The sequence below is a fragment of the Proteiniclasticum ruminis DSM 24773 genome, assembly GCF_000701905.1.
GTDB lineage: Bacteria > Bacillota > Clostridia > Clostridiales > Clostridiaceae > Proteiniclasticum > Proteiniclasticum ruminis.
On record NZ_JNKC01000012.1, the window covers coordinates 48,333 to 65,321 of the forward strand.

A 16,989-nucleotide genomic window follows, 5' to 3' on the forward strand; every position below is an offset into this window, starting at 1 on the left:
AGATTTATTCAGGAGGATTGTCATGAACAGAGAAGCCCTTGACTCAGCAAAAGAACAGTTTGAAAAGCTCATTACCGAAGAGCTCGCAAGAATTGAGCGCATGAAGACCACGGAAGAACACATCGACTTCACAAAACTGGATACCATCAGAATCGGAATCCTACCCGGAGATGGCATCGGACCGATTATCACAAAAGAAGCCTTGAGAGTACTCGAATTTCTCTTGGAGAACGAGATCCATGCGGGAAAAATCGAAATTAAACTCATTGAAGGCATGACCATTGAACGCCGTGCTGCACTGATGCAAAGTCTTCCGGATGATGTGATGGAAGAGGTGAAAAGATGTCATGTTCTTCTGAAAGGACCCATGGTTACGCCAAGAACATCTGATCCTTGGCCAAATCTCGTGAGTCCAAACAGCCTGCTGCGCAGAGGGCTAGAACTCTATGCTGCTGTCAGACCCATAAAGATTCCGGAAAAAGGCATTGACTGGACATTTTTCCGTGAAAATATTGAGGGGGAATACATCTGGGGCAATAAAGGCATCCGGGTGAACGAAGATCTGGCCATCGACTTCAAGATAGCCACCAAACCAGGTGTGCAGAGAATTGCCAGAGCAGCATTTGAATTTGCCAGAAAAAACGGAAAGAAAAATATCACCATCATTACAAAAGCAAATATTGTAAAACTCACAGACGGAAGCTTCATTGAAGGCATCCGGGAAGTGGGAAAAGAGTATCCGGATATTGACATCCAGGAAAGACTGGTGGATGCCATGTCTGCAAAAATGATGGACCCTGAGTTCACCAAAGGTTGCGAAATCTTTATCCTGCCAAACCTTTATGGCGATATCGTTACAGATGTGGCTGCTGAGCACCAGGGTGGGCTGGGTACTGCATCCAGTTCTAATCTTGGTGACCGGTATGCTTTATTTGAAGCCATCCATGGAACTGCACCTTTTCTTATAAACAATCACCGAGGGCAGTATGCGGATCCATCTAGCGTCATTCGTGCTGCAGGGATGCTCGTCGCCCACATCGGTTTCAAAGAAAAAAAGCTTCTTCTTGACGAAGCCTTTGACATATGTACCCTAAAAGAACGTAACGTGGTGATTACTACAGACAAGGATGGTGCCACAGCAGAGGAGTTCACAACGTATCTCCTGGAAACAATGAAGAATCTTAAGGAAGGTGCTGAGAAATGAGAAAATTCCCTTCTGTCTATATGAGAGGCGGTACAAGCAAAGGATTGATGTTTAAGAAAGAAGACCTTCCTGAAGATCGCTCCCAGTGGGACAAGATTTTTCTTCAATGCATGGGAAATCCTGATCCAAAACAGATTGATGGATTAGGTGGTACCGTCTCAAGCAACAATAAAATTGTCATTGTCTCAAAAAGCGAGAACCCGGATATTGATGTGGAGTATCTGGTGGGTCAGGTCATCGTTGGAAAAGAGCAGGTGGATTTCAAGTCCAACTGCGGGAATATGACGGCTGCAGTAGCTCCATTTGCCATCGAAGAAGGTCTTGTAAAAACAACCGATCCGGTGACCTATGTGAAGATGCTGAATCTGAATACCAATAAAGTCATTGAAATCAGTGTGCCAGTGAAAAACGGACAGTTTGTCAATGACGGCGATGCCACCATCGCCGGCGTAGACGGCACCTGTTCAAAACTCATGGTGAACTTCCTGGATCCTGCCGGCGCGAAAACTGGAGTTCTTCTGCCTACTGGAAATACAACAGATCTCTTTGATCTTGGCCAGGGAAAAGTCCTGGAAGTAAGCTTATGTGATGTGTCCAATCCCATGGTTATGGTTCGAGCTGAGGATGTGGGATTTACAGGCACTGAAAGTCCAGAGGAAGTGAACAGCAATCAGGAAGCCATGGCTCTGCTGGAAATGATCCGTGGTACTGCAGCCGTGAAGATGGGCTTCGCCAAAGACCTGGAGGACGCAAAAACCAACTCTCCCGCTGTACCAAAGGTTGGATTTTTTTCAAAGCCAGCAACATTCATCGACTTATCCGGAAAAAGTATACAAGAACAGGACATGGACATTCTTGTTCGAATTATCAGTGTGTTCAAGTGCCACAAAGCATGTCCGCTCACAAGTGCAAGCTCTATTTCCGTTTTACTGAAACTAAAAAACACCCTTCTTTCAAAAGAATTAGGGATCAGTAAGGAGAAAGAAGTCCGTATAGGTCATCCCAGCGGGATCATGACAGCAGAACCGCATATATCGGAAAACGGTGATGATATTCATGTAACGGGAGTAGCAATTCTCAGAACAGCTCGCCGCATCATGGATGGCACGGTCTACATTAAGGAATAGAGAAAACACGAAAGAGCACCGTTCTGTATACGGTGCTCTTTCAAAAGGAGTGCATATGATTACCTATATATCACACGGATTCACCTTTCGAGATGGAGCATTCCATCCAGCTCCCGAACCTTATTCTGAGAATAAAAAGAGAACATTGAAATACCGGACAATGGCAGGACAAGTCCTCCTTGCCCACAAGGTCGTGCACCATGAGGATGATATCCTTCATCTGAAATTCGATGCTCTGACTTCCCCTGACAACAACTATGTCAGCATTCTTTCCACCCTAAGAGCTGTGGGCGTATCCTCTTTTCCCCTCCCCTGGATCTTATCCAACTGCCACAACAGTTTATGCAGCATTTCCGGCACCCAGAACGCTGATGATCATAAATTCGGAGCACTCTCCGCCCAGAAATACGGTGCAATATTCCTGCCTCCCTATCTGGGTGTAATCCATCAGTATATCCGGGAAACGGTAGCTTCACCAGGAAAAATGGTTCTTGGAAGTGACAGCCATACCCGTTATGGCCCCTTGGGCACTCTTGGCTTTGGTGAAGGCGGAGGTGAGATTGCGAATCACCTCATGGGACATCCCTACCCTCTGTCATTCCCGAAGATCATCGCAGTTCATCTTACAGGGAAACTCCATCCGGGGGTTGGTCCCATGGATGTTGCCCTCTCACTCATCAAAGAAACCTATTCGAAAGGGCTGCTGAAAAATGCCATCTTAGAATTTCATGGAGAAGGGCTTCACAATCTTACCATGGATGAGCGGTTCGGGATCGATGTCATGACCACAGAAGCTTCTGCCTTATCGAGCATCTGGGCAGTGGATCACCTGACACAGCATTATTTGGCAGACCGCGGAAGAAATGAATCTTTTCAAGTCCTCACACCATCCCCAGATGCCTATTACGATGCCCTGGTTGAACTACCGCTGGATCAGATTCGTCCCATGATTGCATTACCCCCTCATCCGAGTAACGTCTATGAGATTTCTCATCTGCTTGCCCATGGACAAGATATTTTCAAAAAACTCGATGAACAGCACGTGATACCAGGCTTTCATTTCACTAGCAAGCTGGAAGGCAGCAACATCCGTATTGATCAGGGTTTAGTGACGGGTTGTGCAGGTGGCAGTTTTGAAAACATCCGGGAACTTTGCGATATCCTTCAAACAGGTATTGAGAAAAGCAGCATGCGGCTACAGATCAGTCCTGCCAGCACCCAGATCTCTGCGTCACTGATGGAAACAGGCATCACCAGAGACTTGCTGGCACTTGGCGTACCACTGGGGCAAAGCATCTGCGGCGGCTGTTTTGGTGTCAGTGACATCCCTGCAGATCATGAACTCAGTGCAAGGCACGTGACCAGAAATTTTCCGATGAGAGAAGGCGCTAATAAAGAAAAGGGTCAAAGCTGTGCCACAGTTCTCATGGATACCAGAAGCATCGCTGCAACCTATAAAAATGGTGGCTTCTTAACCCCCGGAACATCTCTTACTTATGCGAAATCAGATGTGAAAGAATCCTATCATCCAGCAATCTATAAAAACAGTGTTCTGGATTTTTACAATCACCCGGAACCTGAGACCGAAATCAAACTTGGACCAGGTATCAGTGACTGGCCGGAATTCAGTCCATTGAAAAGTCACTTGCTACTCAAAGTATCCTACTACTCTCCAAAGGATATCACTACGGATGATCTTCTGCCTTCCGGTGAAGTTTCCGCTCTGCGCAGTCATCCGAAAGAGCTTGCAAACTATACTCTGATGAATGTAGATGCTGCCTATGCCCACCGTGCAGCAGCTTATCTTGAAGAGATCCAGACCATTCCACTCCCTGAAACTATGGATAAAAATCAGATCTCTTTTGGCACTGTCATTGTTACACAAACCATGGGGGATGGATCCAGCAGGGAGCAGGCAGTCAGCAGTCAGCGTATTCTTGGCGGTCTCGGGAATATTGCATCCAGCTATGCTACACAACGTTATCTCAGAAATATGGTGAATTACGGTGTACTGCCTCTTCTCCATGAACATCCTGAACGGTTCCAGGAAGGGACCTTACTGTACTTCTCTGATATACGAGACAGCATCCACATCGGATATTCCGTAGTTTCCGCCGTGGATCTCTCTACAGGTGAGCATCATGCCTTCACACTTCCACCTCTTTCTACTCGGGAAAGAGCGCTGCTTTTGGCAGGTGGTCTGATTTCTTATGAAAAAAACACCCTTCATCTAGATCAGAATAAGAAACCAAGGTGAGATCGACTCTTCCTCTCTGCCTTGAATTAAAGATTGCTATTAAAGTGGACGCACCGCTTCATGAAAAAAGCTGCTGCTACATACATCACGTTGTATGTAGCAGCAGCTTTTTTATTCACTGTACTTCTCCATGAGTCCTTCAAAATAACTCCGGTCACGAAGACCTATGGCTCCTTCTTGTGGAATTCCATCCTTAAACAGAATCAGGGCCGGTATACTTTGAATCTTGTAAAACTTCGCAAGTTCCGGGCTTTCATCCACATTCAACTTCAAAACATCCAGTTTCCCTGAAAAATCAAAAGCCACTTCCTCCAGCACCGGTGTAATCATACGGCATGGGGCACACCATGGAGCCCAGAAATCCACAAGAACCAGTCCCTTTTTATGAAGTACATCTTCCCGAAAGGTTCCATGACATGTCTCTTTCATCTTATCCTCTCCATGTTTTTGTCAAATTAGATTTTATAAAATTTATTATACCGGATAATTAGATTTTGCGCAATATGTTTAGAGAAGAGATTGAAAAAACCCCATACTGACATATCAGCATGAGGTTTTTCGTTTAAAGATTTATTCTTTGTCTGTATATTCAAAAGAAAGAGTGTAGCTCATTTCTGCCACATGAGATAGTGTCTGATACACAGAGCAGTACTCTGTAGCCAGTCTCATGGCCTGATCCAGCCCCTTTTCTTTTTCAGGATTCTTTACAACCACATCCACATGTACAGTCTTCAGGGTCGTTGGCACTTCCGTTCTCTTCTCTCCAGACACCTTCATGGACACGCCTTCATAAACAATCTTTTTCTTCACGGCGATATCCAGGAATGTGGAGTAAAGGCAGGAGCCTAAGGCGCCGAACACCATATCATAAGGCTCTATAGTGCCTTCCTCGATTCCAATTGGCACTGTACCTCTCTTGGCCTTCAGTGTCCCTTTAAATCCATACTCAAAATCCATGGTTACCCATTTCATTAAAATCAATCCTCCCAGGTTTTCATTTATTTGACCTGATTCAATTTTACCATAGAGAATCCTGATTGTCATTTTTACAGGCATTCAGTGCTCATGATACGCTATTTCCGATCCTCTTTGAATGGAGAATAGGCTGCAGCCATTTCTTCCATTTTATCCAACAGCTCTTCCACTGGATGTGTCCTGTTCCGTCCACAGGCTTTGGAAGAGTTTCCACAAAGGAGGCATCTTCTTTCTGGATACCCAAATTCCTCTCTCTGCAATGTTCTTATGGTTCCTTCCTGAAACAACAGAATGTCTATATCAAACATTCTGCCTAGAGGGTTTTCCTCTTCGATCCTTATGGCTGCTTTTTTCAGCTCCTCCACTGGACCTCTTATCACCAGAAACAGCTCCGGGCCTGTAGACAAATGAATCTCTTTTTCAAAGATCACGGTCTGGACTGTATGTTCCAGGACACTCTTTATCGCCTCTACACCGATGGTGAAGATTCCCTCTATGTGTTTATTGTTTTTCACTGGACCCGGAATATTCAGCTTAAAAGAAAGAATGCCATGGCCACCATGGGCTGATGCAAGCTTATACTGATAGTTCGCCCGCATTTCCCTGGTGTGAAGCACTTCTTCCAGAGTCGGTCTCTCTCCTTCTGAAAAGCGTGTCCTGGCCATAGCATTTCCTCCTATTCTTTTACTTTTCTTACTACATCAATGATGCTGCCATCGCGGTATTCAATGAGGGCTACCACTCTATCCTCGTACTCAATAGGATCAGGTCTTCCAACAATCTGATAGGCTTTTTCCTTCAGCTCTTCCAAGGTGAACTTTGGAATCTTCACATCTTTGAAGGCTTCCATAAGATCCTGTCTTCTTGGATTGATGGCGATACCAATTTCTGTCACCACCACGTCAATGCTCTCGCCAGGAGTGATGATGGTGTTTACTTCTTCCACGATGGTAGGTATTCTTCCACGGATGAGCGGTGTAAGCACCATACTCATCTTCGCTCCAGCAGAAGCGTCACTGTGTCCGCCTGATGCACCTCTGATGATTCCATCAGATCCGGTCATAACGTTGACATTGAAGTTTGTATCAATTTCCAGTGCAGACAGAACCACCACATCCAGCTGGTTCACCGCTGCACCTTTATTGGCTGGATTTGCATAGAAAGAAGCACTGATCTCATAATGGTTCTCATTCTTCTTCATGGACTCGATGGCTCCACGGTCAAAACATTGTGTATCAATGATTTTTTCGATGAGCCCCTCTTCCAGCATGCTGCACAGATGTCCAGTAAGACCGCCCAGTGCAAAGGATGCCTTGATGTTGTCCTTACGCATGGATTCCTGCAGGAATCTTGCCACAGCAAGTGTGGAACCACCTGTTCCAGACTGGAAAGAAAAACCATCTTTATAGTAGGGAGAAGATGTGATCACCTTATTTGCATTTTCAGCGATCAGCAGTTCTTTCGGATTTGTGGTGATTCTTGTTGCACCCTTGGCAATGCCATTGGGATCTCCGATGGATTCCACTTCCACCACATAATCCACATGATTCTGAGGAATACTGATGGGGGTATTGGGATAAGGCACAAGATTGTCTGTGATGATGACTACTTTGTCTGCAAACTCTGCATCCACCTTGGCATATCCTAAAGAACCACAGTTGGCTTTGCCATGGGAGCCGTTGGAATTTCCATAGCAGTCTGCGCTGGGAGCCCCTAAAAATGCCACATCGATATGGATCTCATCCTTTTCAATGGCTCTGGCTCTTCCACCATGGGAACGGATGATTACAGGATTTTCCATAAGTCCTTTAGAAATCGCCGCACCAAGTTTGTCACGAAGTCCTGAGGATGTGATGCTCGTTACAACCCCATTCTTAATATGCTCTATGAGAGGTTCATGAACGTTTGCTATGGAGCTGGAAGCTAAGGTTAGATTTTTGATGCCCATGGCCGCAATCTCATCCATGACCATGTTGAGGACCTTATCCCCTTCTCTGAAGTGATGGTGAAAAGATACGGTCATCCCGTCTTTCAACCCTGTCTTTTCAATGGCTTCTCGAATTGAACCCAAAAGCTTGGACTCGCCAGGCTTCACGGAACTTACCAGACCGCTGGATCTTTTATATTCATGATGAACTGCCCATTGGCCTTCAAAAAGCCCAAAGGAGTTCAGATAGGTTTCAGGAATCTCTCTTCCTAGTTGATTCTTTGCCATCTTTATTCCCCTTTCCTGTATATACCTGCAGCTTCAGCAAGCAGAAGTACTCTTTCTGCCCTCTCCACAATCGGCTTATCGATCATTTTACCATTGAGCGCAATAACACCTGACCCTTTTGACTCAGCCTCTTCGATGGCATTCATTACCGCAATGGCATTCTGTATCTCTTTTTCTGTAGGCGTGAACACACTGTTTACCACAGGAATCTGCCTTGGATTAATCACGGACTTTCCGTCAAAACCAAGCTGCTTGATGAACTCCGTCTCTTTTCTTAAGGTATCCACATCATCCACATTGGAGAAAACAGTGTCCAGTGCAGCAATACCAACCGCTCTCGCAGCATGTACAATCATAGATCTGGCGAAGAATATTTCCTCACTGTCTCTTTCAGCGTATCTTCTGGTCTTCATGGAGGTCACATAGTCCTCAGCGCCCAAAGCAATACCGATGAGACGTTTGCTGGACTTTGCAATGCTGAGGGCATTGAGAACACCTACAGGTCCTTCAATGGCTGCCATCATACGGGTGGATCCTTCTTCCCTTCCACACTGTCTTTCTGCCTCAAGAATCACTTCTTCCACATCCAGCACATCTTCTGCTGTCTCTGTTTTAGGCAGACGGATCACATCAATCCCTGCGCGGACCATGGCATGGATATCATTTCTTCCTCCCTGGTCCAGACTGTTGATACGCACTACGGTCTCTACGTTTCCATAATCTATGGTCTTCACTGCCTGATACACAAGAAAACGGGCCGTATCCTTCTCCTTCAGTGATATGGAATCTTCCAGATCAAACATGATGGAGTCCGCTCCATAAATATATGCATCTCTCAACATTCCTGCGTTGCTTGCAGGAACAAACATCATGGTTCTTCTTAAACGTTCCATGTTTCCAGCTCCTCCCAATCTATTTCTTCGGTCTTTCCAGAAGCTCTATGCACCACAGCAATGGTTCTAGCGATGATGGTGCAATCTAAAGCTCCTTTATCTGTTACGAGAAGCTTGGCATCCTTTATGCCCATATTTTTCAGTGTTTCTGTTAGTACTTCCCGGATTCTTCTGCCATACTGATTGGCGACGCTGCTCTTAAGCTCGATTTCAATTCCTCTTCCTTCATTTTCATCAATGATGATCTGAAGATCTGATGATTCCAGCGTACCAGCTATGGCCTGTTTCTCAATCTTAAAATTCCCCATGGACTTCTACATCTCCTCTTCCTTAAGTTTCTTTTGGATAATCTTGCCTTCCTCCGACTGAAGAAATGCATAGGTTGTATCGGGAACCAGATTCTTCAGTTCCTCCATACGGTCCTCTTTCATGTATTTTCTGACTCTGGATGCACTGATGACTTCTCCCTCTGACTCTTTTCTTCTGATCACCACAAGGCGCAAGTCATCGCCAAAGATTTTCTTTAGTGCACCATTGTATATGTTGGTGGCAAAAGACAATGGCTCTTCCCCTACAAATCTGGTGGTAATCCCCAGCGTCTTCGCAATGTGGTTCTTAAAGATCTTCGCATCCAGACTGGCCTGAATCTCAGTCACATCCCGGTCTTCTTTCAGGAAATACGATGGAAATGTCTTTGCAGACACCATATAATCTCCTGTTTCATGCACGATGACATTAGACAGATGCGCTGTTCCTTTTTTCACAAGGTCCATTCTGACAGCCGAAGGAAATGCGGACAAGTCTTCTGTGAGGACGAAAACATGAAGGACATCGCTTTCTTTTGCTGCTGTCTCTATCAGGTAGAGGTGCCCCTTTGTGAATGGATTGGCATTCATGACGATTCCTGAAATCCTCTCGCCTGGAACCTTTGTCTTCTCCAGCTTCTTCAAAAAGTCATCAAATCCGAAGACTGCCTTTTCAAGAAAGACCAGATCCTCTCCAACCCGTTCAATCTCCTTGAAGCCTAAATAACCGAAGGACTGAACGGATTCAGGCTTTGTGTACACATAGCAGGAGGTGAATCCGGCATCAAAGACCTCACTCATGAGATGGGAGATCAATAAGCTCACCACTTCACCACCTGTGTATTTTTTGTAGACCGCAATACACTTCAAGACATTTTTGAACCGGGATCCCGTGGCAACGAGTTTATCTCCATCGTATACACCAACGGTATATTCTACCTGCTCTTCTCCTCGAATCCCTGCATCTTTCAGCATCTTCTCCCATGCTTCTCTTGCAGTGGGGCTGCGTTTAATCCACATTCTTTGTACTGTGTAGTTCATGGCCACCTCTCCTAAACATTCTGCGCATCATGTTTTCTGACTATCTTATCGTATCGATTACATGTTCATTATACGATAAGATTTTCAAATCATGTGTTTTTTCTCTGTTCTTTGTTTCACGATCTCCTTTGACTATTCCCTCCACATCCGCTCACGCAACGCAAATTTCCACATTAACACATTCGTAATAACAGCACTTCTTCATTGTAGTAGTCGCATTGAGGTGCTGTTTTTTTACTGTTCTTTAATTATAAACGTATTGTTAAGACAATAACTTTAAATTATACTGAGTGAAAACGTTATGATATTTTTCATCAAATTGAAGGGGTGATATGTTTGAAACTGAACCATTCCGCCATGGCGGGTACTGTAGAATCCAGTGATATTCAGATTATGATTTCTCCAAAAGAGGAACCAGGCATAGAACTGGTTCTCGAAAGCAGTGTCCTTGGACAGTACGGCAATCAGATCAGAAAAACCATACTCGATACACTGAAGTCACTTCAGGTGGCTGATGCCAAAATCATCGCCATCGATAAAGGTGCTTTGGACCTTACCATCCGCTCAAGAGTTCAAACCGCAGTATTTAGGGCCATAGATCAGTTTGAGGATTTACCTTGGGAGGTGATGATGTGAGTTTTGATAAAAAGAAACGGCTCCGCAGAACCATGATGTTTCTTAATGCCCATCGGGCAAGCCTTGTGAAAGATCCTTATGTCTACAAACCAGATTCCATCATCTTTGATCTGGAGGATGCGGTGTCGGAGAATCAGAAAGACTCTGCAAGAATCCAGCTCTACAACACTCTGAAGTATGCAGATTATAAAGGTGTTGAGAGACTTGTTCGAATCAATGGATTTGATTCGAAGCACTGGAAAGAAGACATCCGAGCTTCCGTAGCTGGAGGATGCGATGGCATCCGAATTCCAAAATGCGAAAAGAAAGAGGATGTACTCCGTGTAGAAGAAGAAGTAAGAAAAGCAGAACTGGAGTTTCACAAGGAACTTGGCTCCACCCTGCTCATGGCAGCCATCGAAACCCCACTGGGTGTTCTGAATGCCTATGAACTGGCTGCGAGTTCAGACCGGATTCTCGGCATATCCATTGGTGCTGGAGATTTCATGAGAACCATGCACGCCAAACGGACTGCTGAAGGCTTTGAAATGCTTGCAGCAAGAAGTCATCTGATTCTGGCAGCAAGAGCCGCTGATGTCATGTGTTTTGATACCGTGCATACAGATGTGGAAGACTTGGATGGACTCCGAAGAGATACAGAGCTCATCAAGAATATGGGCTTCGACGGAAAATCCGTCATCAGTCCAAAGCAGATCTCCATCATCCATGAAGTTTTCACACCCACACAAAGTGAAATCGAAATGGCAGAAAAAACAATTCTCGGTGTAGAGGAACTGGCCAAAGAAGGCGTAGGCGTCTTCATTGTGGACGGTCAAATGATTGACATCGCCATGGTGGAAGGTGCACGTAGAGTTCTTCATCTGGCAAAGGCATCGGGAGTCTACAGGGGGGATTTGGTATGAAGAATTTAGTAGGCCGTGATATTCCAGAACAGTTTCTGAAGGATGGGAAAGAGGTTTTTCAGGGGCAGCACTACCGGGATGGATATACCTATAAGAAAGCAAGTCCGACGGTAAGGTCTTACATGAAGCCCAGTGAAGGCAAACTGGCTTCTTCCTTGGAAGAAGCCATCAAGCAGTCTGGTCTTAAGGACGGAATGACTGTATCTTTCCATCACCACTTCAGAGATGGGGACTATGTTGTCAACATGGTCATGGATACCATTCATCAGCTGGGAATCCGGGATATCACCATATGTGCCAGTTCTCTCGGTACTGCCCACGCACCTATTGTAAAGTATATTGAAGACGGCACCATCACCGGGATTTCTTCCAGTGGAGTCCGAGGCGAGATTGGAGATGCCATCTCCAGCGGGAAGCTGAAAAATCCAGCCTTCATCAGAAGTCATGGCGGCCGTGTCAGAGCCATCGAAACCGGAGACATCCATATCGATGTGGCATTCATCGGTGCTCCAACCTCAGATGCTTTCGGAAATGCTCGAGGAAAAGGCGGAAAATCCGATTGTGGTGTGCTCTCCTATTCCATGGTGGATGCAAAGTATGCCGATAAAGTGGTTGTCATCACCGATACCTTGGTGCCCTTCCCCAATTATCCACCAAGCATTGAACACATTGATGTGGATCATGTGGTTGTGGTTCCGGAAATCGGAAACCCTAAAAAAATCGCCAATGCTCTTCTTCGGTTCACAACAGACCCAAGAGAGCTGCTCATTGCAGAATATGCCACAAAGGCGCTGGTAAGCACCCCTTATTTCAAAGACAATTTCTCTTTCCAGACAGGCGGTGGGGGACCCTCCCTGGCAGTCACAAGATTTCTGAAGCCTTACATGCTGGAGAAAAACATCAAAATGGGCTTTGCCATTGGGGGAATCACAAAACCCATGATCGATCTTCTGGAAGAAGGTCTCATCAAGACCATCGTGGATGCTCAGGACTTTGACCTTACATCCATTGCTTCTGTCCATGATCATCCAAGGCACTTTGAGATCTCCACTTCCCAATATGCGAATCCCATGAACAAGGGTGCCTTTGTCAATCAGCTGGACTTTGTCATCTTAGGGGCTTTAGAGGTGGACACAGACTTCAACGTCAACGTCATCACAGGTTCAGACGGCGTAGTAAGAGGTGCTCCTGGTGGTCATGTGGACACCGCAGCCGGAGCCAAGTGCTCCATCATTGTGGCTCCACTTGTCAGAAGCAGAATTCCAACCATCAAGGACTCTGTCATCACTGTGACAACTCCAGGTGAGAGTGTCGATATTGTGGTTACCGAAGTAGGTGTGGCCATCAATCCGAGACGTCAGGATCTTCTGGATACGCTCAAAGACTCAGGACTTCCGCTCATGACCATAGAAGAGCTCCGGGATGAAGCCTACGCTCTTGTAGGTAAACCCGAAGAGATCGAGTTTCTTGATCAGGTGGTGGCACTCGTAGAATACAGAGACGGTACCCTCATCGATGTCATAAGAAAACCAAAACCTGTAACCCTATCATCCATTTGATTTTATGTCAGGATTCAGACTCCATAACTCCCCGTAGGATGGGTCCTGACTGAAATAATATTCATCATTATTATTATTAATTTATTATTGGAGGAATGAACAACATGACAAACTCAACAAACGCCAAGAAAGCGCTGAAGCTTTACGGCATGCCATGGTGGTTTGCCACTGCAGCCATTTTAGTTGTATATCTTGCTGCATACCTTGAAGTACTCTCTACCGATATGGCAGGAACACTTGCCCTGATGCTGGCCATCGCAGTTCCGCTTTATGAAATCGGAAAGCGGATTCCAATCTGGAACAAATATGTCGGTGGTGGACTTGTCCTTACTTTCCTTGGCACAGCGGCACTTGTTCAATATAATGTAATCCCAGCGAAGTACACTGAATCCATTGCCATTTTCATGGATGACACAAACTTCCTGACTTTCTTCATCATTGTACTGATCACAGGTTCTGTGCTTTCCCTCGACAGAGACATTCTTCTCAAGAGCTTTGCCGGTTATGTGCCTGCAATTCTTGGTGGTGTGGTCGGTGCAGCACTCCTTGGAATCCTTGGTGGTCTTCTATTTGGAGTAAACCCAATCTTGATTCTTCTTCAGTATGTGCTTCCAGTCATGGGTGGAGGTAATGGTGCTGGTGCCATTCCATTATCCCAGATCTATGCCGATGTTACAGGCGGAAGCAGTGACTCCTACTATGCCTTTGCCATTGTTATTCTGACCATCGCTAATATTTTCGCCATCATGACTGCAGCTATGCTGAACAGCCTTGGTGAAAAGAAGCCAGAATGGACTGGAGATAAGAAGACCCTTCTTAGAAATTCTAATTTCGTTGTAAAAGATGATTCCAACGAAAAAGTAAGCATGAATGATATCGGTGCAGGACTTTTCCTTGGAGTATCAGCCTTCACCTTCGGACGAGTAATGTCCTCAAAGATCCTGCCAACCATTTTCGGAGCTCCCATCCATCAGCTGGCCTACATGATCATCTTCGTGGTTATCCTGGCAGCAACAGGTGTAGTACCGAAGAGCATCAGACTTGGCGCAAAGAAGCTTCAATCCTTTATCACCACAGCATTGACCATCGTTGTTATGGTTGGTGTGGGTGCTGATATGGATCTTGGTGAATTTGTAGCAGCATTAACCCTTCAGAACGCAGTCATCGCACTTCTGATCGTCATCGGCGCCATCCTTGGTTCAGCAATTGTGGGATATTTTGTTGGATTCTATCCAATCGATGCTGCCATCACCGCTGGTCTTTGTATGGCCAACAGAGGTGGTTCAGGAGACATCGCAGTACTTGGTGCTGCAGACAGAATGGAGCTCATGGCATACGCTCAGCTTTCCAGCCGTCTTGGTGGAGCCATCATTCTGATTCTTGGAAGCTTTGCTTTCTCCTTCCTGATGTAACAGTTAAGTAATTAAACCATTCATTTAACACCCGATTCTCTGAAAAGGTGCACGACAAGAAGACAGTCGTGCACCTTTATTATTCCTTCTATTTTTATTTTCAACTCTCGTTTTCTTTATGTTTTTTCGATGTTTTTTCGCTTATCTTTTATTGTGAGGCACCTGGTAATCGTTTATACTTGTATTGATTACAGTTATTTTGTCTGCCTATGAAAAACATTTTTACAGGTAGAAATCCTATCATCTAAATCTTGTAGGAGGAATTATACATGACGAAAGTCTTATTGAATGACTTAACAGTCCGGGATGGAAACCAGAGCCTTCTGGCCACGAGAATGGCCAAAGAAGACATCATCGCCCTGGTGGAAGCCCTGGACAAAGTGGGATACAATGCCATGGAAGTGTGGGGTGGCGCTACCTTTGACGCATCTCTTCGCTTTCTTTCTGAAAACCCCTGGGAGATCTTAAGGGAAATCCGAAAAACAGCTAAGAACACCAAGCTGTCCATGCTGCTGCGCGGTCAGAACCTCGTAGGCTACCGCCATTATGACAACGATACTTTAGAGCGGTTCATCCGCCTTGCCATCGCAAACGGCATCGATATCATCCGAGTTTTTGATGCCCTCAATGATCTTCGGAATATCAAATACTCCATGAAGTTCATCAAGAAATACGGCGGACACTGCCAAGCGGCCATCAGCTACACCGTGAGCCCAGTGCACACCGAGGCATATTTTGTGGACTTAGTGAAGAAGATGGCGGACCTTGGCGCAGACTCCATCTGCATCAAGGACATGGCCGGCATCCTCATGCCTGACGCAGCCTACAGCCTGGTGAAAGCACTGAAAGCTGTGACGGATCTTCCCATCAATGTCCACAGCCATACCACCGCAGGTCTCACCCATCTGGTGATGCTCCGGGCCATGGAGGCAGGAGCGGATATGGTGGATACCGTGATCTCTCCTTTTTCCGGAGGCACCAGCCACATCGCCGGGGAAACCATCATCGAAACAGCCAAGAACATGGGCATCGAGGTGGACTACAATGAGGAGGCTCTGGATGCCGCCTATGAGCTGGCGGACAAAATCGCACAGAAATACATCGACAATGGTCTCTATAAGGCAAGAGCTCTCGTGGTGAATCCAAAGATTCTTCAGTACGAAGTGCCTGGCGGAATGCTCAGCAATCTCATGAGCCAGCTTCAGGACCAGAAGATGTTCCATAAGTTCACGGAAGTGCTGAAGGAAATCCCCAAGGTCCGTAAGGATATGGGATATCCACCACTGGTGACACCCCTGTCTCAGATGGTGGGCACTCAGGCGGTGCTGAATGTCATCAGCGGAGAACGCTACAAGATGATCCCCAATGAGATCAAAGTATACCTGAGAGGCGGCTACGGAAAATCTCCTGCACCGGTGGACGAGGACATCAGAAAGAAGATCCTGAAGGACGAAGTGGTGGAAGAAAGAGGAGAAATCTCTTCAATGCCTCCAGTCTATGAAGAGTCCAAAAAGGAAATGGAAGAGAAGCTCGGAAGAGAAGCACTGGAAGAGGAAGTACTCTCCTATATCATGAACCCCCAGCAGGCGGTTCTAAAACCGAAAGAAGCAACAGAAGCAAAGAAGCCCGTCTCAGCATCCACAGCCAAAAATGAAGTGGTGGAGTTTGAGATGATTATAGAAAGGTAGGATCAACCATGAACATAGAAAATTTCCAGTTCAGTGATGGCATCACCATGTCCATCTTTGCCATGCTGGTGGTCTTTCTCATTCTCATTCTTCTGCAGATCATCATCTATTCCTTCAAGTTCCTGCCACAGGACCTAGGACAGAAGAAAAGCGCAGCGCATTCTGCAGCGCCCGCTGCAGTGGAGAATGATGAAGAAGAGAGAATGGTGGCCATGCTCACCGCATCAGCTCTTGCCAAAGAAGAATACCAAGGCAATGTGAAAATCAAATCTATAAAGAGAATCGGATAAGAGGAGAGAATCGAAAATGAAAACATATAAGATTACAGTCAATGGAAAAGTATATGAGGTCACTGTAGAAGAAGCTTCCGCCACAGAAACTGCAGCAGTGAAGGCTGCCCCAGCAGCACCTGTGTCTGCAGGCAGCGGTTCCGACGAGAAAATTGAAGCCCCCATCCAGGGTACCATCCTGTCCATGAAGGTTCAGGCAGGCTCTGTGGTGAAGAAGGGACAGATCCTGGCCATTCTGGAAGCCATGAAGCTGGAGAATGAGATCGTCTCCCCATTTGACGGAACCGTATCTTCTGTATCCGCAAAAGACGGACAAGTCGTGGATAGCGGTGCGCTGCTCCTGACCATCGCTACAAAGTAGGTGACAAGATGTTAGAAATACTAAAAGAATTCTTTGCCGCCAGCGGGATTATGGCACTGGATGGCAAAGCCCTTCTCATGATCGGCCTGTCGCTGTTTTTCCTGTACCTGGCCATTTATAAGAA

17 protein-coding genes are annotated in these 16,989 nt (G+C 45.9%); 10 read left to right on the forward strand and 7 right to left on the reverse strand.

What is annotated here, in order from left to right; genetic code table 11:
- Positions 1 to 22 precede the first annotated feature (22 nt).
- Genes T487_RS0112275 through T487_RS0112285 form a run of 3 tightly spaced genes read left to right on the forward strand, consistent with a single transcriptional unit; the run spans position 23 to position 4,588 of the window.
- Positions 23 to 1,204: an isocitrate/isopropylmalate family dehydrogenase gene (locus T487_RS0112275; RefSeq protein ID WP_031577430.1), complete on the forward strand. Its 1,182-nt coding sequence runs from the start codon at positions 23 to 25 to the stop codon at positions 1,202 to 1,204.
- Entirely contained in the window at positions 1,201 to 2,331 is a 1,131-nt protein-coding gene (locus tag T487_RS0112280) for a 2-methylaconitate cis-trans isomerase PrpF family protein (protein WP_031577432.1), read from the forward strand. Before T487_RS0112275 ends, T487_RS0112280 begins: the two co-directional genes overlap by 4 nt.
- 55 nt (positions 2,332 to 2,386) lie before the next feature.
- Complete coding sequence (locus T487_RS0112285) at positions 2,387 to 4,588, forward strand: hydratase (protein WP_051651708.1); 2,202 nt, start codon at positions 2,387 to 2,389, stop codon at positions 4,586 to 4,588.
- 111 nt (positions 4,589 to 4,699) lie between these two features.
- On the opposite strand, the gene trxA is transcribed toward T487_RS0112285, so the two are convergent.
- The 7 genes from trxA to citC all read right to left on the reverse strand — a co-directional run bounded on the left by trxA (position 4,700) and on the right by citC (position 10,017).
- Entirely contained in the window at positions 4,700 to 5,017 is a 318-nt protein-coding gene (gene trxA, locus T487_RS0112290) for a thioredoxin (protein WP_031577434.1), read from the reverse strand.
- 141 nt (positions 5,018 to 5,158) lie between these two features.
- Complete coding sequence (locus T487_RS16060) at positions 5,159 to 5,560, reverse strand: OsmC family protein (RefSeq protein ID WP_074912806.1); 402 nt, start codon at positions 5,558 to 5,560, stop codon at positions 5,159 to 5,161.
- A gap of 101 nt (positions 5,561 to 5,661) precedes the next feature.
- Positions 5,662 to 6,228, reverse strand: a complete 567-nt coding sequence (gene citX, locus T487_RS0112300) for a citrate lyase holo-[acyl-carrier protein] synthase (RefSeq protein ID WP_031577437.1) — start codon at positions 6,226 to 6,228, stop codon at positions 5,662 to 5,664.
- 11 nt (positions 6,229 to 6,239) lie between these two features.
- Positions 6,240 to 7,778 (reverse strand): citrate lyase subunit alpha, encoded by a 1,539-nt coding sequence (gene citF / locus T487_RS0112305; RefSeq protein ID WP_031577438.1) that lies wholly within the window; start codon positions 7,776 to 7,778, stop codon positions 6,240 to 6,242.
- A gap of 2 nt (positions 7,779 to 7,780) precedes the next feature.
- Positions 7,781 to 8,671: a citrate (pro-3S)-lyase subunit beta gene (gene citE / locus T487_RS0112310; RefSeq protein WP_031577439.1), complete on the reverse strand. Its 891-nt coding sequence runs from the start codon at positions 8,669 to 8,671 to the stop codon at positions 7,781 to 7,783.
- Positions 8,659 to 8,979, reverse strand: coding sequence for a citrate lyase acyl carrier protein (gene citD, locus T487_RS0112315; RefSeq protein ID WP_031577440.1), 321 nt, complete (start codon positions 8,977 to 8,979; stop codon positions 8,659 to 8,661). The genes citE and citD (T487_RS0112315) overlap by 13 nt, the downstream gene beginning before the upstream one ends.
- Positions 8,980 to 8,985: 6 nt before the next feature.
- Positions 8,986 to 10,017 (reverse strand): [citrate (pro-3S)-lyase] ligase, encoded by a 1,032-nt coding sequence (gene citC, locus T487_RS0112320; protein WP_031577441.1) that lies wholly within the window; start codon positions 10,015 to 10,017, stop codon positions 8,986 to 8,988.
- Positions 10,018 to 10,353: 336 nt separating this feature from the next.
- Here citC and citD (T487_RS0112325) point away from each other — a divergent pair, with 336 nt between their 5' ends.
- The 7 genes from citD (T487_RS0112325) (at position 10,354) to T487_RS0112355 (ending at position 16,865) form a co-directional block, all read left to right on the forward strand.
- Positions 10,354 to 10,653: a citrate lyase acyl carrier protein gene (citD, locus tag T487_RS0112325; RefSeq protein WP_031577442.1), complete on the forward strand. Its 300-nt coding sequence runs from the start codon at positions 10,354 to 10,356 to the stop codon at positions 10,651 to 10,653.
- Positions 10,650 to 11,555 carry an aldolase/citrate lyase family protein gene (locus tag T487_RS0112330; protein WP_031577443.1) on the forward strand — a complete coding sequence of 302 codons (906 nt, stop codon included), beginning with the start codon at positions 10,650 to 10,652 and terminating at the stop codon, positions 11,553 to 11,555. Before citD (T487_RS0112325) ends, T487_RS0112330 begins: the two co-directional genes overlap by 4 nt.
- Positions 11,552 to 13,114 carry a citrate lyase subunit alpha gene (gene citF, locus T487_RS0112335; protein ID WP_031577444.1) on the forward strand — a complete coding sequence of 521 codons (1,563 nt, stop codon included), beginning with the start codon at positions 11,552 to 11,554 and terminating at the stop codon, positions 13,112 to 13,114. The genes T487_RS0112330 and citF (T487_RS0112335) overlap by 4 nt, the downstream gene beginning before the upstream one ends.
- 104 nt (positions 13,115 to 13,218) lie before the next feature.
- Complete coding sequence (citS, locus tag T487_RS0112340; protein WP_031577445.1) at positions 13,219 to 14,526, forward strand: citrate/sodium symporter CitS; 1,308 nt, start codon at positions 13,219 to 13,221, stop codon at positions 14,524 to 14,526.
- Between the two features lie 269 nt (positions 14,527 to 14,795).
- Complete coding sequence (locus T487_RS0112345; RefSeq protein WP_031577446.1) at positions 14,796 to 16,214, forward strand: pyruvate carboxylase subunit B; 1,419 nt, start codon at positions 14,796 to 14,798, stop codon at positions 16,212 to 16,214.
- Positions 16,215 to 16,222: 8 nt separating this feature from the next.
- Positions 16,223 to 16,504, forward strand: a complete 282-nt coding sequence (locus tag T487_RS0112350; protein ID WP_031577447.1) for an OadG family transporter subunit — start codon at positions 16,223 to 16,225, stop codon at positions 16,502 to 16,504.
- Positions 16,505 to 16,520: 16 nt separating this feature from the next.
- Positions 16,521 to 16,865, forward strand: coding sequence for a biotin/lipoyl-containing protein (locus T487_RS0112355; protein ID WP_031577081.1), 345 nt, complete (start codon positions 16,521 to 16,523; stop codon positions 16,863 to 16,865).
- The last annotated feature ends 124 nt before the right edge of the window (positions 16,866 to 16,989 follow it).

Excerpts from the sequence above, each read along its gene's own strand:
- citD (WP_031577440.1), bottom strand. The coding sequence starts at position 8,979 with ATGGGGAATTTTAAGATTGAGAAACAGGCCATAGCTGGTACGCTGGAA.
- citF (WP_031577438.1), bottom strand. The coding sequence starts at position 7,778 with ATGGCAAAGAATCAACTAGGAAGAGAGATTCCTGAAACCTATCTGAAC.
- T487_RS0112285 (WP_051651708.1), top strand. The coding sequence starts at position 2,387 with ATGATTACCTATATATCACACGGATTCACCTTTCGAGATGGAGCATTC.
- T487_RS0112350 (WP_031577447.1), top strand. The coding sequence starts at position 16,223 with ATGAACATAGAAAATTTCCAGTTCAGTGATGGCATCACCATGTCCATC.
- citS (WP_031577445.1), top strand. The coding sequence starts at position 13,219 with ATGACAAACTCAACAAACGCCAAGAAAGCGCTGAAGCTTTACGGCATG.
- T487_RS0112355 (WP_031577081.1), top strand. The coding sequence starts at position 16,521 with ATGAAAACATATAAGATTACAGTCAATGGAAAAGTATATGAGGTCACT.
- T487_RS0112345 (WP_031577446.1), top strand. The coding sequence starts at position 14,796 with ATGACGAAAGTCTTATTGAATGACTTAACAGTCCGGGATGGAAACCAG.
- T487_RS16060 (WP_074912806.1), bottom strand. The coding sequence starts at position 5,560 with ATGAAATGGGTAACCATGGATTTTGAGTATGGATTTAAAGGGACACTG.
- T487_RS0112280 (WP_031577432.1), top strand. The coding sequence starts at position 1,201 with ATGAGAAAATTCCCTTCTGTCTATATGAGAGGCGGTACAAGCAAAGGA.
- citF (WP_031577444.1), top strand. The coding sequence starts at position 11,552 with ATGAAGAATTTAGTAGGCCGTGATATTCCAGAACAGTTTCTGAAGGAT.
- citE (WP_031577439.1), bottom strand. The coding sequence starts at position 8,671 with ATGGAACGTTTAAGAAGAACCATGATGTTTGTTCCTGCAAGCAACGCA.
- trxA (WP_031577434.1), bottom strand. The coding sequence starts at position 5,017 with ATGAAAGAGACATGTCATGGAACCTTTCGGGAAGATGTACTTCATAAA.
- citC (WP_031577441.1), bottom strand. The coding sequence starts at position 10,017 with ATGAACTACACAGTACAAAGAATGTGGATTAAACGCAGCCCCACTGCA.
- T487_RS0112275 (WP_031577430.1), top strand. The coding sequence starts at position 23 with ATGAACAGAGAAGCCCTTGACTCAGCAAAAGAACAGTTTGAAAAGCTC.
- citX (WP_031577437.1), bottom strand. The coding sequence starts at position 6,228 with ATGGCCAGGACACGCTTTTCAGAAGGAGAGAGACCGACTCTGGAAGAA.